Source organism: Pseudomonas sp. B21-059 (assembly GCF_026016285.1).
GTDB classification, from domain to species: Bacteria; Pseudomonadota; Gammaproteobacteria; order Pseudomonadales; family Pseudomonadaceae; genus Aquipseudomonas; species Aquipseudomonas danubii.
The window spans coordinates 5,629,710-5,647,384 of sequence record NZ_CP087201.1 but is presented as its reverse complement, the minus strand read 5'-3'; the positions used below and the strand labels follow the sequence as shown (position 1 = coordinate 5,647,384).

At 62.0% G+C, this 17,675-nt stretch carries 15 protein-coding genes and 1 tRNA gene; 3 read left to right on the top strand and 13 right to left on the bottom strand.

Annotation, left to right across the window (positions count from 1 at the left end; genetic code table 11):
* Positions 1-7: 7 nt before the first annotated feature.
* Genes LOY69_RS25030 through LOY69_RS25020 form a run of 3 tightly spaced genes read right to left on the bottom strand, consistent with a single transcriptional unit; the run spans position 8 to position 2,567 of the window.
* On the bottom strand, positions 8-697 hold the full coding sequence (locus tag LOY69_RS25030; RefSeq protein ID WP_265073745.1) for a hypothetical protein: 690 nt from the start codon (positions 695-697) through the stop codon (positions 8-10).
* A gap of 10 nt (positions 698-707) precedes the next feature.
* The gene (locus LOY69_RS25025) at positions 708-1,043 is read right to left on the bottom strand and encodes a c-type cytochrome (RefSeq protein WP_265073744.1); all 336 of its coding nucleotides are present in this window, start codon (positions 1,041-1,043) and stop codon (positions 708-710) included.
* A 48-nt stretch (positions 1,044-1,091) separates the two neighbouring features.
* On the bottom strand, positions 1,092-2,567 hold the full coding sequence (locus tag LOY69_RS25020; RefSeq protein WP_265073743.1) for an aldehyde dehydrogenase family protein: 1,476 nt from the start codon (positions 2,565-2,567) through the stop codon (positions 1,092-1,094).
* A 520-nt stretch (positions 2,568-3,087) separates the two neighbouring features.
* Between LOY69_RS25020 and LOY69_RS25015 the strand changes: the two genes are divergently transcribed.
* Entirely contained in the window at positions 3,088-4,923 is a 1,836-nt protein-coding gene (locus LOY69_RS25015; protein ID WP_265073742.1) for a sigma-54-dependent Fis family transcriptional regulator, read from the top strand.
* A gap of 49 nt (positions 4,924-4,972) precedes the next feature.
* On the opposite strand, the gene LOY69_RS25010 is transcribed toward LOY69_RS25015, so the two are convergent.
* Positions 4,973-5,908 carry a transporter gene (locus tag LOY69_RS25010; RefSeq protein WP_265073741.1) on the bottom strand — a complete coding sequence of 312 codons (936 nt, stop codon included), beginning with the start codon at positions 5,906-5,908 and terminating at the stop codon, positions 4,973-4,975.
* A gap of 219 nt (positions 5,909-6,127) precedes the next feature.
* Positions 6,128-7,018: a helix-turn-helix domain-containing protein gene (locus LOY69_RS25005; protein ID WP_102860248.1), complete on the bottom strand. Its 891-nt coding sequence runs from the start codon at positions 7,016-7,018 to the stop codon at positions 6,128-6,130.
* Between the two features lie 191 nt (positions 7,019-7,209).
* Here LOY69_RS25005 and pobA point away from each other — a divergent pair, with 191 nt between their 5' ends.
* Together pobA and LOY69_RS24995 are read left to right on the top strand one after the other, a co-directional pair.
* Complete coding sequence (pobA, locus tag LOY69_RS25000; protein ID WP_265073740.1) at positions 7,210-8,397, top strand: 4-hydroxybenzoate 3-monooxygenase; 1,188 nt, start codon at positions 7,210-7,212, stop codon at positions 8,395-8,397.
* A gap of 201 nt (positions 8,398-8,598) precedes the next feature.
* Entirely contained in the window at positions 8,599-10,653 is a 2,055-nt protein-coding gene (locus LOY69_RS24995; protein WP_110652226.1) for a TonB-dependent receptor domain-containing protein, read from the top strand.
* A 58-nt stretch (positions 10,654-10,711) separates the two neighbouring features.
* On the opposite strand, the gene ychF is transcribed toward LOY69_RS24995, so the two are convergent.
* The 8 genes from ychF to LOY69_RS24955 form a co-directional block, all read right to left on the bottom strand.
* Positions 10,712-11,812: a redox-regulated ATPase YchF gene (gene ychF, locus LOY69_RS24990; protein WP_102880915.1), complete on the bottom strand. Its 1,101-nt coding sequence runs from the start codon at positions 11,810-11,812 to the stop codon at positions 10,712-10,714.
* Positions 11,813-11,835: 23 nt separating this feature from the next.
* Positions 11,836-12,420 carry an aminoacyl-tRNA hydrolase gene (gene pth / locus LOY69_RS24985; RefSeq protein ID WP_213665938.1) on the bottom strand — a complete coding sequence of 195 codons (585 nt, stop codon included), beginning with the start codon at positions 12,418-12,420 and terminating at the stop codon, positions 11,836-11,838.
* Positions 12,421-12,588: 168 nt separating this feature from the next.
* Positions 12,589-13,188 (bottom strand): 50S ribosomal protein L25/general stress protein Ctc, encoded by a 600-nt coding sequence (locus tag LOY69_RS24980; protein WP_102880913.1) that lies wholly within the window; start codon positions 13,186-13,188, stop codon positions 12,589-12,591.
* Positions 13,189-13,327: 139 nt separating this feature from the next.
* The gene (locus LOY69_RS24975; RefSeq protein ID WP_003171603.1) at positions 13,328-14,269 is read right to left on the bottom strand and encodes a ribose-phosphate pyrophosphokinase; all 942 of its coding nucleotides are present in this window, start codon (positions 14,267-14,269) and stop codon (positions 13,328-13,330) included.
* A 48-nt stretch (positions 14,270-14,317) separates the two neighbouring features.
* Positions 14,318-14,392, bottom strand: a tRNA-Gln gene (locus LOY69_RS24970).
* Positions 14,393-14,428: 36 nt separating this feature from the next.
* Positions 14,429-15,280, bottom strand: a complete 852-nt coding sequence (ispE, locus tag LOY69_RS24965) for a 4-(cytidine 5'-diphospho)-2-C-methyl-D-erythritol kinase (protein ID WP_102880912.1) — start codon at positions 15,278-15,280, stop codon at positions 14,429-14,431.
* 1 nt (position 15,281) lies between these two features.
* The gene (lolB, locus tag LOY69_RS24960; RefSeq protein WP_170001508.1) at positions 15,282-15,899 is read right to left on the bottom strand and encodes a lipoprotein insertase outer membrane protein LolB; all 618 of its coding nucleotides are present in this window, start codon (positions 15,897-15,899) and stop codon (positions 15,282-15,284) included.
* Positions 15,900-15,903: 4 nt separating this feature from the next.
* On the bottom strand, positions 15,904-17,628 hold the full coding sequence (locus tag LOY69_RS24955; protein WP_265073739.1) for a tetratricopeptide repeat protein: 1,725 nt from the start codon (positions 17,626-17,628) through the stop codon (positions 15,904-15,906).
* Positions 17,629-17,675 lie beyond the last annotated feature (47 nt).

The window sequence follows — 17,675 nt, the reverse complement described above, 5'->3', positions numbered from 1 at the left end:
AGCTCCTTCAAGCCTCGATCGAAAACGAAACGAAATGGCCGCTCAGCGGCGTGGCCCGTGGGCTGGCCAAAGGCGCCTGGCCGAGGCGGCCGCGGGTCAGTTCGGCCAGGCTGTAGCCGAGGATGGCGGCCCATTGTTCGGCGCTGCGCGGATCGCGGGCGCGAGCGCCGGCCTGGAACGCCCGCTGTGCCAGCAGGCGTTGTTCGCTGAGGCTGAAACCGGCGCCACAGGCGTTCAGTTGCAGGCCCAGTTGCAAGGCGCAGCCATGGGCGGCGGTGGTGCCCAGCAGTTGGTGGCGCGAGCTCCGGGCATCGCTGTGGTGCTGACCGAGCCATTGCACCCGGGCCCCGGCGCTACGGGCTTGGTCCAGCACCAGGGCGGCGCTGGCGTCGTCCAGCAGGCCGATCAGGCGTTGTGGCCGGCCGCTGCCCAGGCGTTGCTGCAGCGCCTGGAGCGACGCCAGGTTGCCCTCCCAGCGCTGCACGCTGACCTGGCGCGCTACCGAGCTGGCGTTGATCCCCTGGACGAAAGCCGAGTCGGCGACGGCGGGGCTGACCAGGGCCAGGGTCGGTAGCCGTGGGCCGGTGGACGGGCCCAGCACGCTGTTGGCCAGGCCCAGGCCGGGGCCGGTCACCGCGACGCTGGCCAGGCCGCCCAGGGCCATGCCCTTGAGCAGTGAGCGACGTTCAATGTTCATGGGCGTCTCCTCAAGGTTGGGCGGCCGGGGCCGGGGAGTTGGAGATGTACTCGGCGACCTGCTGCAAGGCGTTGTCGTCGATGAACGATGCCGGGAAGGCCGGCATCGCGCGAAAGCCGTTGCGCACCACCGCGGTGATGTAGGGCGGCGGCAGTTGGCGTCCCTTGATCTGCGGGCCGACCTGCTTTTCGTGGCAGTGGCCGCAGACCTTGGCGTAGACGTTTTCACCGTTTTTCCAGACGCCGTCGCCATCGGCGGCGGCCGGACCGGCCAGCACCATCAGGGGCAGGGCCAGGCACAAGGCAAGGGTCCGCTGTGCAGCGGGGCTGTTGAGGAGCGAGGACATTGCGTACTCCGTATTGTTATGGGGTGACTCGGTTGATAAGCGCCCAGCTCAGAAGGGATAGGGACGTGGTGTGTGTTGCAGGGTGATCCAGTGGTCGGTGGTGAATTCGTCGATTGCCCAGTCGCCGTTGAAACGGCCCAGGCCGGAGTTCTTCTCGCCGCCAAAGGGTGCGTTGGGCTCATCGTTGACCGGCATGTCGTTGACGTGGCTCATCCCCGCTTGAAGGCGCTGGGCGAACTGCACGCCGCGCTCGGGGTTGGCGCTGAAGACCGCGCTGGACAGCCCGTATTCACTGGCATTGGCCAGCTCCAGGGCGTGCTCGGCATCCCGCGCGCTCTGGATGCCCACCAGGGGGCCGAAGATTTCTTCGCGGGCGATTTCCATGTCAGCGTGCACGTCGCCGAACACGTGGGGCGGCAGCACATTGCCCGAAGCCGGGCCACCCGCCAGCAAGGTCGCGCCTTCGGCCAGGGCCAGGCGGATCTTGTCCTGCAGACCGGCCAGCTGTTTGCTGTTGATCACCGGGCCGACCACCGTGGCCGCCAGGTTCGGGTCGCCGTAGGGCAGGGCCTTGACCCGTTCGACAAAGCGTTGGGTAAAGGCTTGCAGCACTGGTTGTTCGACGATGATGCGGTTGATCGCCATGCAGATTTGCCCCTGGTGCAGGAACTTGCCCACCACCGCGGCGTTCACCGCCTGTTCCAGGTCGGCATCGGCCAGGACCACGAACGGGCTGTTGCCACCCAGTTCCAGGGCCACGTGCTTGAGGTGCTCGCCGCCGCTGGCGATGCGCCCGATGTTGCGGCCGACCTGGGTCGAGCCGGTAAAGGAAATGAACGCCGGGACCGGGTGCTCGACAAAGGCGTCGCCGATTTCCGCCCCGGCGCCGACCACCACGCTGAGTACCCCAGCGGGCAGCCCGGCTTCCTCGAAGATCCGCGCTAGCAGCAGGCCGCCAGTCACCGGGGTGTCGCTGGCCGGCTTGACCACCACCGCGTTGCCCAGGGCCAGCGCCGGGGCCAGGGAGCGGGCGCTCAGGTGCAGGGGGAAGTTCCACGGGCTGATCACCCCGATCACCCCCAGCGGCTTGCGGTAGACGCGGCTTTCCTTGCCGGGAATGTTGGAGGCGACGATCCGCCCGTGCACCCGGCTGGGCAGGCTGGCGGCCTCGACGATGATGGCGCGGGCCGCGCCCCATTCGATTTGCGCCTTGATCCGCGTGCTGCCGGATTCGCGGATCAGCCAACCGATGATTTCTTCACGGCGTTCATCGAAGATCCGCGCGGCGTTGAGCAATACCTCGCTGCGTTGCGCCGGGCTGCTGGCGGCCCATTGGCCTTGGGTCTGGCGGGCCTTGGCATAGGCCTGATCCAGGTCCTGGCGGTTGGCCAGGCTGATCTGCAGCAGGCATTGCCCGGTGAACGGGTCGTGGACGGGTAGCTCCCGGCCGCTGCTGCCGGCTCGCCAGTCTGCGGCGATGGGTTGCAGTTCCAGGTGTTGATAGGCAGGTCGAGTCGCAGTCATGGGGTTCTCTCTGGTTCGTGGCCATGGCTCGGCTGTCAGCAATCAAGCCGATGACGCGTGAGGGTGGGGATGGGGCCGTTACGACGGCGTCTCAGCCGAGGCGGGCAAGGTTGCGCAAGGAGCGCTCGTCCAGGGCAGCGGGGTAGGGCAGAGGAGGCGCAAGGCGGGCGGAAGGCATGGCAAGGTCACCTGTTGTGTTGTTATGGATGAGCATCTGCCTGTGCATAACAACTATCGTGCCACGCGCTTTGTTTTGAAAAATATCTTTTAAAAACAATTAGTTATTTGTTTTTTTTCGGATTTTTGAGCGAGCCCGCCACGCGGCATCAGGCGCGGGCTGCGGAAATTTATGCAGAGAAGTCGCGAGGTTGTCGAAAGCTCGGCACTCCATGGGCGCTCGTGGAAACTGTGCGGTTATCGGCCAGAACTTGTGCAGCACCGACGGCGACGGGGGATGGCGATTGACCCGGAAAAGCGCCGGGGCATACTGCAAGGCCCCTGAACTGCCTGTTGATTGCCCATGACCCGTTCTCCTTCCAGCCAGCCCGGCCGTCCTGTGGATGAAGATTTCCTCAAGCAGATGCTGGGGCGGCACAAGCGCTTGATCGTCGATCGCGCCAGCCAGTTCGAGGCCAGCGGCCTGCCTTCGGCCGAGCAACTGGCCGAGACCGTGGCCTTTGCGCCCCAGGACGGCAGCATCTGGCTGTGCGGGCAGCGGATGATGCTGATGCAGGGTTCGGCGTTCGGCTCCATCCGGCGCGAATTGATCGAAGCCCTGGGCTTGGACAAAGCCCGTGGCCTGATCACCCGCATCGGCTGGCAGGCCGGCGCCCGGGACGCGGCCCAGGTCAGCGAGCAGTGGCCGGACGGCGACCACGCCAGCCTCTACAGCGCCGGGCCGCGCCTGCACATGCTCGAAGGCATGGTCAATGTCGAGGTGGTGCGCTTCGAGATCGACTCCAGCATCGGGCATTTCTATTCGGAGTTTCTCTGGCACAACTCGCTGGAGGATGACGAGCATATCGCCGCCTATGGCCTGGGCGGCGAGCCGGCCTGCTGGATGGAGATCGGCTATGCCAGCGGCTACGCTTCGTCGCTGTTGGGGCGGCTGGTGGTGTTTCGCGAGCTGGAGTGCCGCTCGATGGGCCAGCCGGCCTGCCGGATTGTCGGCAAACCGGCCCAGCAGTGGGACGACATCGATATCGACCTGATGTACCTCGACCCTGGGGATTTTCTCAGCCGCAGTGCCTATGCCACGGGGCAGGAGACTCAGGTCGCCGAGCTGCCGGCGCCGTTGGGCGAGGGGCAACGAGTGGGCATCTCGGCGGCGTTCGTGGCCGCCAGCCAGTTGTTGCAGCGGGTGGCGCCGACCCAGGCCACGGTGCTGCTGACCGGGGAGTCGGGGGTGGGCAAGGAGTTGTTCGCGCGCCATCTGCACCAGGCCAGCGCCCGCCGGCACAAGCCGCTGGTGGCGCTGAACTGCGCGACCCTGCCGGAAAACCTGGTGGAGGCTGAACTGTTCGGGGTGGAGCGGGGGGCCTTTACCGGCGCCGATCGTTCGCGGCCCGGACGTTTTGAGCGGGCCCATGGCGGCACCCTGCTCCTCGATGAGATCGCCACCCTCAGCCTCTCGGCCCAGAGCAAGATCCTGCGTGCCTTGCAGGAAGGCGAGATCGAGCGGGTGGGCGGTACTGAGCCGATGCAGGTGGATGTGCGGGTGATTGCCGCGACCAACCTCGACCTGCGGCGCGAGGTGGAAGCCGGACGCTTTCGTGAGGACCTGTTCTATCGCCTGAATGTGTTTCCCATTCACCTGCCGCCCCTGCGTGAGCGACGCGAAGACATTCCGCTGTTGATGAGTTACTTCCTGCATCGCTTCAGCCAGCGTCACGGCCGTCAGTTGGCGGGTTTCAGCACGCGGCTGGTGAATGCGCTGCTGACCTATCGCTTCCCGGGCAATATCCGCGAGTTGCAGAACCTGATCGAGCGGGGCGTGATCGCCGCCAGCGACGGCGAAGTCATGGACGTGGTGCATCTGAGCGAGGCGGGGACGCCGCTGGCGGGCGCCGCCATCGGCCTCAACGCCGACGGCCGCCTGTCGCCAGCGGCGCTACGGGAAGCGGCCCAGCCCGTGGCCCCGGCCCGGGCAGATGAAGCCCCGGTCGAAGAGCCGGAACTGGCCAGCCTGCAAGCGTTTCTCACCGGGCGGGCACCGGCCCTGGGCACTTCGCTGGAAGAGATCGAACGGCGCCTGGTGCGTCTGGCCCTGGAGCGCTCCGGGGGCAATATCACCGCGGCGGCGCAGATGCTCGGCATGAGCCGGGCCCAGGTCAGCTATCGCCTCAAGGGCCGCTGAGCGGGCCCTCTCCTGCGCTTGGGCACGAGTTGGCCCGCCACTCGGCGGTTCAGAGTGCGCTGGTGAATTTCAGCCAGTAGGTCTGGCCTTCAGCGCGATTGCGCACCGCCGATTCATCCTGCCATTTGGCGCTCAGCGACCAGCCCTGTTTGCTGCTGAACTGCACTGCCGGACCAATGGAGAACGAGCGGCCGCGATGGCCGTCGCCGGCCTGCACCTGGGCCGCGGCGGCGCAATCGGTGACGTTGCACTTGTCGTCGCTGATCTGCTGATAGGCGTGCCCGCCGACGCCGATCACCCAACCATTGCCCACGCCCCAACCGAGGCTGTAGTCAGCGTGCAGCTCGCGTCCGGACTGATAGTGGGTGGCGCGGTTTTCGAAGTTGTAGTCGTGCATCAGGCGAACATCGGCGTTGAACCCCTGCGGGTCGGTGTAGGTCATGGCATACACCGCCTGCACGGTGTAGTAGTGGTTACCCAGGTTGATCAGGTCGTTCTTGTCGTATTCGCCGCCGCTGGGCAGGACGAAATCGACCCCAAGGGCACTGTGGAATTTGTCGCTGTGATGAAAGCCCAGCACCGGGCCGAGGTGCGCGTCACCGATGCCGCGCTTGTGATCGTGGGGGCCGTTCTGGATGTTCAGGCGTATGTCGTTCAGCGGCAGCAGGGCGTGGAAACCGAGTTGGGCCCCCAGCACCTGTTGCTCGGTGACCCAGACAAAGCGTGGCACCACGCTGGTGACGCGCAAATCGATGCGGGCGATGCGGCGGCCGGCGTCGTCCCGCAGGCTGTCGGCCAGGTAGTTGCCGACGAAGACCTGGGCGTAGGTGCCGGGCGGCGGCAGGATGCCCATGCCGTAGAGTTCGATGCCCATGGGCCAGGAGGAAACGCCGCCTTCGCTGGCCTGGAGCCAGGGGGCGTGGGCGGTCAACAGCAGGCTTGAAGTGAGTGCAAGGGCGCGCAGGCGCGAGGAGGTCGGGTGCATGAGAAGGTCTGCCTTATTGTTATGGGGGGCGCTGGCAGGAGGTGGCTCCTGGCGCGCCGGCTGAGCTTCTCAACTAGCGTGCCAAACCTTTTATTCGAATATTTTCTTTTTGAATCAATAGGATGGATATGTGGCGCGGCCCGCAGGACCGCCGCCCCGGCGAGCGCGTGGCGAGATTTGTTAAGAGAAATCGGCTACCTGCACAAAACTCGTGGCGCCTCAGGGGCTGTTGGCGTCTTGCCCGGCACTCTGGCGGAAGGCGTTGGGTGACTGGCCGCTGAGGCGCTTGAAGAAGCGTGAGAAGTAGGTGGGGTCGCTGAACCCCAGGTTGTCCGACAGCTGGCTGATGCTGATGTTGGTGTAGATCAGGCCGCGCTTGGCTTCCAGCATCAGGCGCTGGTGCAGGATCTGCAGTGCGCTCTGCCCGGCCAGCTCCCGGCACAGGGTGTTGAGGTGCACGCTGGACAGGCCGATGCGGTGGGCCAGGGATTCCACCGTGGGGTGTTGCTGATAGTGGCGCTCCACCAGCTTGATGAAGTGCCCCAATAGCTGCTGATTGCGCTCGCCGCGATTGCTCGGCGGGGTGTTCTGCTGGCCGCGGCGACTGATCCATACCACCAGCACGTTGACCAGCGAGTGCAGCAACAAATCGCGAGCGGCGGCGCTGCCTTCGTATTCATCCATCAGCGCCTTGAACAGGGTGTTGAGGCTGTGGCGGTCGCGGCCCACGGGGTAGCAGCCGGCGCTGGCCAGCACCGCCAGCGGCGCACCCAGTTGCGCTTCCAGCTGGGCTACCAGGGGCGCGCCCAGGGTCAGCACGTAACCCTGAATGTTTTCCGAGAACTGAAAGCCGTGGACCATCAGCGGCGGCACCACCTGGATCGTCGCCTCGCGCACGTCCTGGCGCCGTCCCTCGACCTCCACCAGGGCCTGGCCGCGTTGCACGTAGAGCAGTTGATAGAGGTCGGCGTGACGGTGTGGCTTGATCTCCCAGTGGTGCAGGCTGCTGCGCTTGGGGATGGATTCGCAGTGCAGCAGGTCCGGAGTCGGCCAGGCCTGGTTTTCCCCATAGAGCTTGAACACCGGGATGCTGGAGCGGCTGGCTTTCATCGGACGCGACCTTGGCAAGGGCTTGGCTGGAGTGCTCGATAATCGAACGTTGTTTTCAAAAGTGCATTTTTAGCGTGGCTTATCACCATTTTTCCGCGTTTCTGTCGGCAAAAATGCAGGGGTACAACAATAACCATAAATTCCAGTCTGCGCCTGTCGGCCCACTGGAATGCCCTAATGAGACGACAATAATGAAAACTCAGGTTGCGATTATCGGTGCCGGACCTTCCGGCCTGCTGCTGGGCCAACTGCTGCACAAGGCCGGCATCGACACAGTGATTGTCGAGCGCCAGACCCCGGAATACGTACTCGGCCGCATCCGCGCCGGGGTGCTGGAACAGGGCACGGTGGACATGTTGCGTGAGGCTGGAGTGGCGCAGCGCATGGACGCCGAAGGCCTGGTTCACGAAGGGGTGGAGCTGTTGATGGGCGGCAAGCGCGTGCGCATCGACCTCAAGGCCCTGACCGGGGGCAAGACGGTGATGGTCTACGGCCAGACTGAAGTCACCTGCGACCTGATGGAAGCCCGCGCTGCCAGCGGGGCACCGATCATCTACTCGGCGGACCGGGTGCAGCCCCACGACATGAAGGGCGCGCAGCCCTACATCACCTATGAAAAGGACGGCCAGCAGCACCGCATCGATTGCGACTACATCGCCGGTTGCGATGGTTTTCATGGTGTGGCGCGCAAGAGTATTCCCGAGCAGGTACTGACCCACTACGAGCGCGAGTACCCCTTCGGCTGGCTGGGCCTGCTGTCCGATACCCCGCCGGTCAACCACGAGCTGATCTATGGCCAGCATGAGCGCGGTTTTGTGCTGTGCAGCCAGCGTTCCCTGACCCGCAGCCGCTACTACCTGCAAGTGCCGCTGAGCGACAAGGTCGAAGACTGGTCCGACGAACGTTTCTGGAGCGAACTCAAGGCCCGTCTGCCGGCGGAGGTGGCGGCGGATCTGGTCACCGGGCCGGCGCTGGAGAAAAGCATCGCGCCGCTGCGCAGCTATGTGGTCGAGCCCATGCAGTACGGCAAGCTGTTCCTGGTGGGGGACGCTGCGCACATCGTGCCGCCCACCGGGGCCAAGGGCCTGAATCTTGCGGCTTCCGACGTGTGTTACCTGTACCGGATCCTGGTCAAGGTCTACCGCGAGGGGCGTACCGAACTGCTGGACAAGTACTCCGAGCTGGCCTTGCGCCGGGTGTGGAAGGGCGAGCGTTTCAGCTGGTTCATGACCAACCTGCTGCACGATTTCGGCGAGCACCATGACGCCTGGGAGCACAAGATGCAGCAGGCCGACCGCGAGTATTTCCTCAACTCCCACGCGGGCCTGGTGAATATTGCCGAGAACTATGTGGGCCTGCCGTACGAGGAAATCTGCTGAGCCTTCGGCATTGGAAGCATCGGCCTTGGAACCGCTCGCGAACGGGGGTGGTTGCGGGGCCGTGTTTGCACATGGGCACGGGCCGAAAGGTATCGGTCAAGAAACATTCCTATTTCTAAATGATATTTATTAGCATTACACTTCGGTCCCCTCTCCCTGGCGCACCACCAAGGTGCACTGAATCGACAAGGATCGTTTGTAATGAAAGTCAGCTCCTGCCTGTTCAATTCGCTTCTGCTCAGTGCCGGTGTCGGCCTGCTGGCTCCGCTGGCGCAGGCCGGCGAGGCCTCAGAAGAGGTCAAACCGGCGCCGTTGGAACTGGACACCGCGTTTGTCACCGCTACCGGCGGCGCCACGGACCTCAAGGATGCCCCAGCCAGCGTCAGCGTCATCACCCGTGAGGAAATCGAGCGCCAGCCGGTCTACGACCTCAACACCCTGTTGCGTCGGGTGCCGGGGGTGACCGGTGGTTTCGGCCCGGTGGGCGAGCAGTCGAAGATCAAGCTGCGGGGCCTGGACGACAAGTACACGCTGATTCTGGTGGACGGCAAGCGTGTCGGTAGCTCCGCTGACCTGAGTTATCGTCGTGACTTGGCGCGTCAGGACTTGAACTGGATCTCGCCGAACATGATCGAGCGCATCGAGATCGTCCGTGGGCCGATGTCGTCGCTCTACGGCTCGGACGCCATGGGCGGGGTGATCAACATCATCACCCGCAAGGTCTCGCGGACCTGGACCGGTTCGGCCAGCACCCACATCACCGTGCCCAAGGACTCCGATCGCGGCCAGACCACTCAGTACAGCGCGAATGCTTCGGGGCCGTTGACCGAGTCCCTGGGATTACGCCTGGGGGCCAACGTCACGCGTCGGGCAGCGGATGAAGTCGAGGTGCGGCGCGATGCCCAAGGCGATTTCATGTACGACGACGGTGCAGGCGGTTCCAAGAATCAAAGCGTAAATGCGCTGCTGGACTGGCAGATCAACGAAGAACAGAGCTTGTCCTTCGAGGCGGTGCATGGCGTTGAGCGTTCCTGGGCATCAAAGAAAACCTTTGGTGATTGGGGCGATACCGTTGGTGGCGCCTTTGGTCCCAGCCGACTGACTCGCGACAGCTACATCCTGTCCCACACCGGTGACTGGAGCTTTGGTACCACGAAGCTCGATGCCTACCTGAACAAGTACCGCAACGATCTGGATATGGGCAAAGCCAACTCCGAGGAGAAGATTGTCGAGGGCAGTCTCAATCTGCCCTTCGAACTGCTGGTGGATCAGCGCCTGACGCTGGGTGGGCAATGGAAGCGTGAAGAACTGACCAACACCAATACCCTCGGCACCGTACCGGTGGATTACCAAGGTACTCCGGTTAGCGGCTCGACCTTGAAGGGCGATTACTCGGCGGCCTTCATCGAGGATGAGTTGTTCCTGCTGGACAACCTGTCCCTGACCCTGGGCAACCGCTTCGATCACAGCGACAAGTACGGCAACCACAACAGTCCACGGGCTTATGTGGTCTACCACCCGCATCCGGACTGGACCGTGCGAGGGGGTGTTTCCAAGGGCTTTCGTGCGCCGAGCCTGAAGGAAGGCAGTGCGGGAGCAGCGACCGAGTCCGGAGGCCGTGGTTGTGGTTCGTTGCGTCCGTTGGGTTATGTCACCGGCAGTTGCTGGATGGCCGGCAATCCGAACCTGATGCCGGAAACCAGCACCAACAAGGAAATCGGCCTGTCGTTCGATCATGACGGTTGGGAGGCGGGTCTGACCTACTTCCACACCGACTTCACCGACAAGATCGAATACGGCCCGCTGGGTCAGTACCAGGGCCGTTGGTGGACCATGCTGGAAAACGTCGACAAGGCCCGCACCCGTGGTTGGGAAGGCACCACTCGGGTTCCGTTGGGCGACTCTGTGACGTGGCGTACCAACGCCACCTACATGCTGGAAAGCCGGAACCTGAGCACGGGCGAAGATCTGATCAGCTCACCCAAACTGTCGGCATTCAGCGCGTTGGACTGGCAGATCAATGACCGTTTGAGCACCGAACTGTCGGCGCAGCACGTCGGCAAGCAGCGGGGCCTGGGCAATGATTTCGTGCAGTCCTACACCACCTATGACCTGACGGCGAACCTGGCGTTGACCAAATGGCTGACGTTGAACGGTGGGGTGCAGAACCTGATGGACAAGGACCTGCGGGACGGATCGACCAACTTCTACGTGCCCGGACGGGCATTCTTCGCGGGGGCGACCACTTACTTCTGAGGCCGCTGGATGTAGCGGGGGAATCAGCCCCATTGCCAGGCAATGGGGCTGAAGGGGATCACACGTTGAAGCGGAAGTGCATCACGTCGCCGTCCTTGACGATGTATTCCTTGCCTTCCAGGCGCCATTTACCGGCTTCCTTGGCACCGGCTTCACCCTTGAACTGGATGAAGTCGTTGTAGGCGATGACCTCGGCGCGGATAAAGCCTTTTTCGAAGTCGGTGTGGATCACGGCGGCCGCTTGTGGCGCGGTGGCGCCGACACGTACGGTCCAGGCACGAACTTCCTTCACACCTGCAGTGAAGTAGGTCTGCAGGTTGAGCATTTCGTAGCCGGCGCGGATCACCCGGTTCAGGCCAGGCTCTTCCAGGCCCAGGGCCTCGAGGAACATGTCCTTTTCTTCGCCGTCTTCAAGCTCGGCGATTTCCGCTTCGATCTTGTTGCACACCGGCACCACGATCGCGCCTTCTTCTTCGGCGATGGCCTTGACCACGTCCAGCAGCGGGTTGTTCTCGAAGCCGTCTTCGGCAACGTTGGCGATGTACATCACCGGCTTGGTGGTCAGCAGGTGGAAGCCGCGGATGATCAGCTTCTCGTCGGCGCTCATGTCCTTCATCAGGCTGCGAGCCGGCTTGCCTTCGGTGAAGTGGGCGATCAACTGCTCCAGCAGGGCTTTCTGGGCCACGGCATCCTTGTCACCGCCCTTGGCGTTGCGGGCGACTTTCTGCAGCTGTTTTTCGCAGCTGTCGAGGTCGGCAAAGATCAGTTCCAGATCGATGATCTCGATGTCACGCTTGGGATCGACGCTGTTGGACACGTGGATCACGTTGTCGTCTTCGAAGCAGCGGACCACGTGGGCGATGGCATCGGTTTCGCGGATGTTGGCCAGGAACTTGTTACCCAGGCCTTCACCTTTCGAGGCACCGGCCACCAGGCCGGCGATGTCGACGAACTCCATGGTGGTCGGCAGCACGCGCTCCGGCACGACGATGGCGGCCAGGGCGTCCAGGCGCGGGTCGGGCATCGGCACGATGCCGCTGTTGGGCTCGATGGTGCAGAAGGGGAAGTTCTCGGCCGCGATCCCGGATTTGGTCAGGGCGTTGAACAGGGTGGACTTGCCGACGTTAGGCAGGCCGACGATGCCGCAATTGAATCCCATGGTGTATTCCCCGAGGAGTAGAGTCAGGCCTTCTGGCTGTGCAGGTTTTTCATCGCGCGGTTCCATTCACCGGCGAAGATATCCGGCAGCACGCCGAGGGCAAAATCGATGCTGGCATCGAGTTTTTCCTGTTCGGCGCGTGGCGCACGACCCAGGACAAAGTTTGAAACCATACTGGCAACACCCGGGTGGCCGATGCCGAGCCGCAGGCGGTGAAAGGTATTCTGATTGCCGAGCTGCGCGATGATGTCCCGCAGTCCGTTGTGCCCGCCATGCCCGCCGCCGGTCTTGAGCTTGGCAACGCCGGGTGGCAAGTCGAGTTCGTCGTGGGCCACCAGGATCTCTTCCGGGTTGATGCGGAAGAAGCCGGCAAGCGCCGCCACGGCCTGGCCGCTGCGGTTCATGTAGGTGGTGGGAATCAACAGACGAATGTCCTGACCCTGGTGACTGAAGCGCCCGGTCAGGCCGAAATATTTGCGATCGGCGACAAGGCTGACACCTTGTTTCTCGGCGATGCGCTCAACAAAAAGGGCCCCTGCGTTATGCCGGGTCTGTTCGTATTCGGCGCCTGGATTACCCAGGCCAACGATCAGTTTGATGGCAGTCACGATAGGGGCCCTTCTTTGGAGTGGTGGATAACATCGCCGCAACCGGTGCTACGGCGAAAGTGGACGACAAAAGCTTGGTTGCCTTGCGGCAAACTTCGCGTTCTCGCCCGCTTTCTCGCTACGTTCCAGTCCGCGATGTGTTCCGCTCAACTCCGGCGTCAGAGTGAATTACTCTGCAGCGCCTTCTTCTTTCTCAGAAGCAACACGTGGTGCGTAGACGTTGGCGACTGCCAGGTCGTTGCCGTGTGCCAGAGCAACAAACTCAACGCCTTTAGGAGCGGTGAGGTTGGACAGGTGGATCACGGTGCCGATGTCGGTCTCAGCCATGTCGACTTCGATGAACTCAGGCAGGTCTTTCGGCAGGCAGGAAACTTCGATCTCGGTGGCTGCGCGGAAGATCTCGCCGCCTTTCTTGATCGGTGCAGCTTCGTTGATCAGGTGCACTGGAACCATGGCGGTCAGTTTCTGACCAGCAACTACGCGAACGAAGTCAGCGTGCATCACGTGGCCTTTGGCCGGGTGACGTTGCAGGGCCTTGATCACGACGTTCTGCTTGGTGCCACCAACGTTCAGTTCGATGATGTGGCTGTAGGCAGCTTCGTTTTCCAGCAGCTTGGCCACTTCTTTGGCCAGCATGCTGATGGATTCAGGGGCTTTGTCGCCACCGTAAACTACAGCTGGAACCAGGCTTGCGAGACGACGCAGGCGGCGGCTCGCACCTTTCCCCAGGTCGGAACGCAGTTCAGCATTCAGAGTAAAATCGTTCATGTTGTATCTCCAAAATAACCACACTCGCCCCAGCGTTTGCGACCAGCGCTAAAGGCGATATGGGCAAAAAAGCCCCGTCCCAACACAGGTTGGGACGGGGCGCTTTTCGTCATCGGGATGTTTTGCCAGGGACTAGCCCTTAGCGGAACATCGCGCTGATCGATTCTTCATTGCTGATGCGGCGGACCGCCTCGGCAACTACCGGTGCGATATCCAGTTGGCGGATACGCGCACAGGCTTGTGCTGCAGCGGACAGCGGGATGGTGTTGGTCACCACCAGCTCGTCCAGCACGGAATTTTCAATGTTCTCGATGGCTCGACCCGACAGCACAGGGTGTGTGCAGTAGGCAAAGACCTTGGCTGCGCCATGCTCTTTCAGGGCCTTGGCCGCGTGGCACAGGGTGCCGGCGGTATCGACCATGTCATCGACCAGAATGCAGGTGCGTCCTTCGACGTCGCCGATGATATGCATCACTTCGGAGTGATTGGCTTTCTCACGACGCTTGTCGATGATCCCGAGATCCACGCCCAGCGACTTGGCCACGGCACGTGCACGCACGACGCCGCCAATGTCCGGGGACACGATCATCAGGTTTTCGAAACGCTGGTCTTCGATGTCATCCACCAGAACCGGGGAGCCGTAGATGTTATCTACCGGGATATCGAAGAAACCCTGAATCTGGTCAGCATGCAGATCAACCGTGAGAACACGGTCGATGCCGACTACGGTGAGCATGTCAGCCACGACTTTCGCGCTGATAGCCACACGTGCGGAACGCGGACGGCGATCCTGACGGGCATAACCAAAATAAGGAATAACAGCAGTGATACGAGTCGCTGAGGAGCGGCGGAAGGCATCAGCCATCACGACGAGTTCCATCAGGTTATCGTTGGTCGGAGCGCAAGTCGGCTGAATAATGAAGACGTCTTTACCGCGGACATTTTCATTGATCTCGGCAGTAATTTCGCCGTCGGAGAATTTTCCAACAGAGATGTCACCGAGAGGGATATGCAGCTGACGTACTACACGCCGAGCCAGATCGGGGTTAGCGTTCCCCGTAAAGACCATCATCTTGGACACGCGCAGTACCTGAAGGCTGAGGGTATACCTGGATGAGTATAAGGAAAATGGCAGGGGCGGCTGGATTCGAACCAACGCATGGCAGGATCAAAACCTGCTGCCTTACCGCTTGGCGACGCCCCTGTATCTGTTGCTTCGAGTACCTGATACTCGATTCCTTTAGAGCAGACCTTGCAGCTTGCGATGCAACATCGAAACGTTGCTTCCTTTTGCTACAAACCCTGTAAGGGTCTCTGTAAGAAGGGCCGAGACTTTATCAGCTTCAGCTTTGCTTGGGAAGCCCCCAAACACACAACTTCCAGTTCCAGTCAGTTTTGCTTCGGTAAATTTACCTAGCAAATTCAATGCGTTACGTACTTCTGGATAACGCCTTGCGACTACCGGAAGGCAGTCATTTCTGCTGTTTCCCTTGGGAACGGGGCGCACTTTAATGGGCGGAGTGTCACGTGTCAACAGCGGATCGGAAAAAATTTCTGCTGTACTTACAGACACTTGCGGGACCAGCACCAGGTACCAGGGTTCTTCGGGGTATTCGGGGGTGAGTTTTTCACCCACGCCCTCAGCGAACGCAGCGTGCCCACGTACGAAAACTGGAACGTCGGCCCCCAGGGTCAGCCCCAATGCAGCCAGTCGATCTTCATCCCAGCCCAGTTGCCAGAGATGATTGAGGCCCAGCAGGGTAGTGGCGGCATTGGAACTGCCGCCGCCGATGCCGCCGCCCATAGGCAGGATCTTGTCGATCCAGATATCGATGCCCTGGGTGCAGCCGGACTGTTCCTGGAGCTTTTTCGCCGCCTTGACGATCAGATTGCTGTCGTGAGGCACACCGTCGAACTCGGTGTGCAGGCGAATCTCTGCGTCATCGCGGAGAGCGAAGGTGATTTCATCGCCATAGTCGAGAAATTGAAACAGCGTCTGCAACTCGTGGTAGCCGTCTTCACGGCGACCCAGAATGTGCAGCATCAGATTAAGTTTGGCCGGGGAGGGCAGGGTCAGCTTTTCCAGGGACATGTTATTGCCCCAGCTTGCGTGGCAGCCATTCCTTGATCACCAGGGTGACGTCAAGGTTGCTGCCATGCAGTTTGATGCGCTCGGGCAGCCAGTAGCCGTTCTGTTCGGAATAACTGCTGTATTCCACTTGCCAGCCATCCTGTTCCAGGCTCGCCAGGTGGCTGTCGCCATCCAGGGTCAGGCGGCTTTTGCTGTCTGGGGCAGGCAGACCGCGAACCCACCAGGCCAGGTGGGAGACCGGCAGTTTCCAGCCCATCTGCTCTTCAAGCAGAGTTTCCGGGCTGGCCGCTTCGTAACGACCCTGATTGGCCACTTCCAGGCTGACCTGGCCGGGGCGACCGGTCAGGCGTGCAGCACCACGACCCAGCGGACCGGACAGGCGAATGTCGTAATAGTCCTGGCGTTGCAGCCAGAACAGCGTGCCGCTGCCGGAATCCTTGGGCGCGCGAATACCGATTTTGCCGTTGATCTGCCAGCCATCGAGGCCGGTCAGCAGTTCCTTGTGCTGACGCCATTGGGCAGCGTTGCCCTGGCCCTGGACTGACTCGCGGGCGCCAAAACCGGCACAGCCGGCAAGCAGGGCGATAAGGCTGAAAACAATTACGTGGCGCAAAAACATAGTCTTAAAGAGTCTCTGATCCGGTCAGGCGTTTGATGGTGTCGCGCAATACGGGGCTATCGGGCTGATCCTTGATGAACTTGCTCCAGATCTGTTTGGCCTCGCGCTGCTTGCCGTTGTTCCACAGCACTTCGCCCAGATGCGCCGCGACTTCCTGGTCGGGGAAGCGCTCAAGGGCCTGGCGCAGCAGGCGTTCGGCCTCGTCGAGGTTGCCCAGGCGGAAGTTTACCCAGCCCAGGCTGTCCAGCACCGCCGGGTCTTCCGGGGTCAGTTGGTGGGCTTGCTCGATCAGTGCCTTGGCTTCGGTGTAGCGGGTCGTGCGGTCCGACAAGGTGTAGCCCAGGGCATTCAAGGCCATGGCGTTATCCGGCTCGCGCTGGATGATCAGGCGCAGGTCTTTTTCCAACTGTGCCAGGTCATTGCGTTTTTCCGCCTGCATGGCACGGGTATAGAGCAGGTTCACGTCATCGGGATACTGTTGCAGCGCCTGCTGAATAACGTTCCAGGCGCGATCGCCCTGATTGTTCGCCGACAGGGTTTCGACTTCGACCAGATACAGCTGGATGGCGTAGTCGGGCTGGGCATCGCGGGCTGCCACCAGGCGCTTTTGCGCCTCGTCGGTACGGCCGTTGTTCATCAGGATATCGGCCTGACGCAGTTGCGCTGGCAGGTAATCGTTACCTGGTCCGACCTGGGCGTATTCGATCAGGGCCCCTTGCGGGTCATTGAGTTCTTCGGCGATTCGTCCCAGGTTCAGGTGTGCGGAGTCTTCGTGGCTTTCCCGGGCGATCAGGTCTTCCAGGTAACCCTTGGCCTCTTCCCAGGCCTTGGCCTCCAGGCACACCAGCGCCAGTGAATAGCGCAGTTCATCGTCTTCCGGGTACTGCTGGACCAGGCTGGAGAACTGGGTCTTGGCGTCCTCCATGCGGTCCTGTTCCACCAGCATGCGGGCGTAGGTCAGGCGCAGACGCTTGTCGTCCGGGTATTTGCGGATGCTTTTTTCCAGCAGCGGCAGGGCTTCCTTGCCGCGGTTCAGGCTCTGCAACAGACGGGCGCGCAACAGCAGCGGCGCCACCTCGCCGTCTTCCGGCGGATTCTGCTCCAGCAAGCTCAGGGCATCCTTGGCGTCGCCATCCTGCTGCATCAACAGGGCCTTGCCGAAGATCAGTTGACTGTTGTGCGGGTGCTTCTGCAGCAGGCGATCGAAGCTTTTCATCAGGCCATTGCGGGTGTCCTGGTCGGTATCGGCAGCCGACAGCGCAAGAAAGTCGAAATGGGTGTCGCCCTTGCCCTGCAGAACTTTCTCCATATAGAGCATGGAGTCGTCATAACGACCGGCGCGGGCCAGCTGGATAGCGGCAGCCCGTTGTGCTTCCAGATCGTTTGGAGCGTTCTTGGCCCAGATCAGCGAAGTGTCCAGGGCTGCCTGGTCGGCTCCCAGGTACTCGGCAATGCGAAAGGCGCGCTCGGAGATGCCCGGATCCTGGGTGTTGATGGCCTGGGTCACGTAGTTGTCCAGGGCAATGTCGAAACGATTGCGCTGGCCCGCCAGTTCAGCGCTCAGCAGGCTGAAGATGGTGTCTTCGCTGAACGATGAATAGACCTTGGGCTTTTCAGGGGCGGGGGTGCTGTCTTCCACCGGCGACGTAGCGTCCGATGAAACGGGGGCCAGTGACTGGCAACCACTGAGGAAGACAAAGGCGAGGAGCAACGCGGAAGATCTATTCATATAGGAAGAGGGCGACTAACCTGCGGTCGGATCATCATGACACAAGC

Excerpts from the sequence above, each read along its gene's own strand:
- lolB (WP_170001508.1), bottom strand. The coding sequence starts at position 15,899 with ATGTTTTTGCGCCACGTAATTGTTTTCAGCCTTATCGCCCTGCTTGCC.
- LOY69_RS25020 (WP_265073743.1), bottom strand. The coding sequence starts at position 2,567 with ATGACTGCGACTCGACCTGCCTATCAACACCTGGAACTGCAACCCATC.
- LOY69_RS25025 (WP_265073744.1), bottom strand. The coding sequence starts at position 1,043 with ATGTCCTCGCTCCTCAACAGCCCCGCTGCACAGCGGACCCTTGCCTTG.
- LOY69_RS25030 (WP_265073745.1), bottom strand. The coding sequence starts at position 697 with ATGAACATTGAACGTCGCTCACTGCTCAAGGGCATGGCCCTGGGCGGC.
- LOY69_RS24995 (WP_110652226.1), top strand. The coding sequence starts at position 8,599 with ATGAAAGTCAGCTCCTGCCTGTTCAATTCGCTTCTGCTCAGTGCCGGT.
- LOY69_RS25005 (WP_102860248.1), bottom strand. The coding sequence starts at position 7,018 with ATGAAAGCCAGCCGCTCCAGCATCCCGGTGTTCAAGCTCTATGGGGAA.
- pobA (WP_265073740.1), top strand. The coding sequence starts at position 7,210 with ATGAAAACTCAGGTTGCGATTATCGGTGCCGGACCTTCCGGCCTGCTG.
- ychF (WP_102880915.1), bottom strand. The coding sequence starts at position 11,812 with ATGGGATTCAATTGCGGCATCGTCGGCCTGCCTAACGTCGGCAAGTCC.
- LOY69_RS24955 (WP_265073739.1), bottom strand. The coding sequence starts at position 17,628 with ATGAATAGATCTTCCGCGTTGCTCCTCGCCTTTGTCTTCCTCAGTGGT.
- LOY69_RS25015 (WP_265073742.1), top strand. The coding sequence starts at position 3,088 with ATGACCCGTTCTCCTTCCAGCCAGCCCGGCCGTCCTGTGGATGAAGAT.
- LOY69_RS24980 (WP_102880913.1), bottom strand. The coding sequence starts at position 13,188 with ATGAACGATTTTACTCTGAATGCTGAACTGCGTTCCGACCTGGGGAAA.
- LOY69_RS25010 (WP_265073741.1), bottom strand. The coding sequence starts at position 5,908 with ATGCACCCGACCTCCTCGCGCCTGCGCGCCCTTGCACTCACTTCAAGC.
- ispE (WP_102880912.1), bottom strand. The coding sequence starts at position 15,280 with ATGTCCCTGGAAAAGCTGACCCTGCCCTCCCCGGCCAAACTTAATCTG.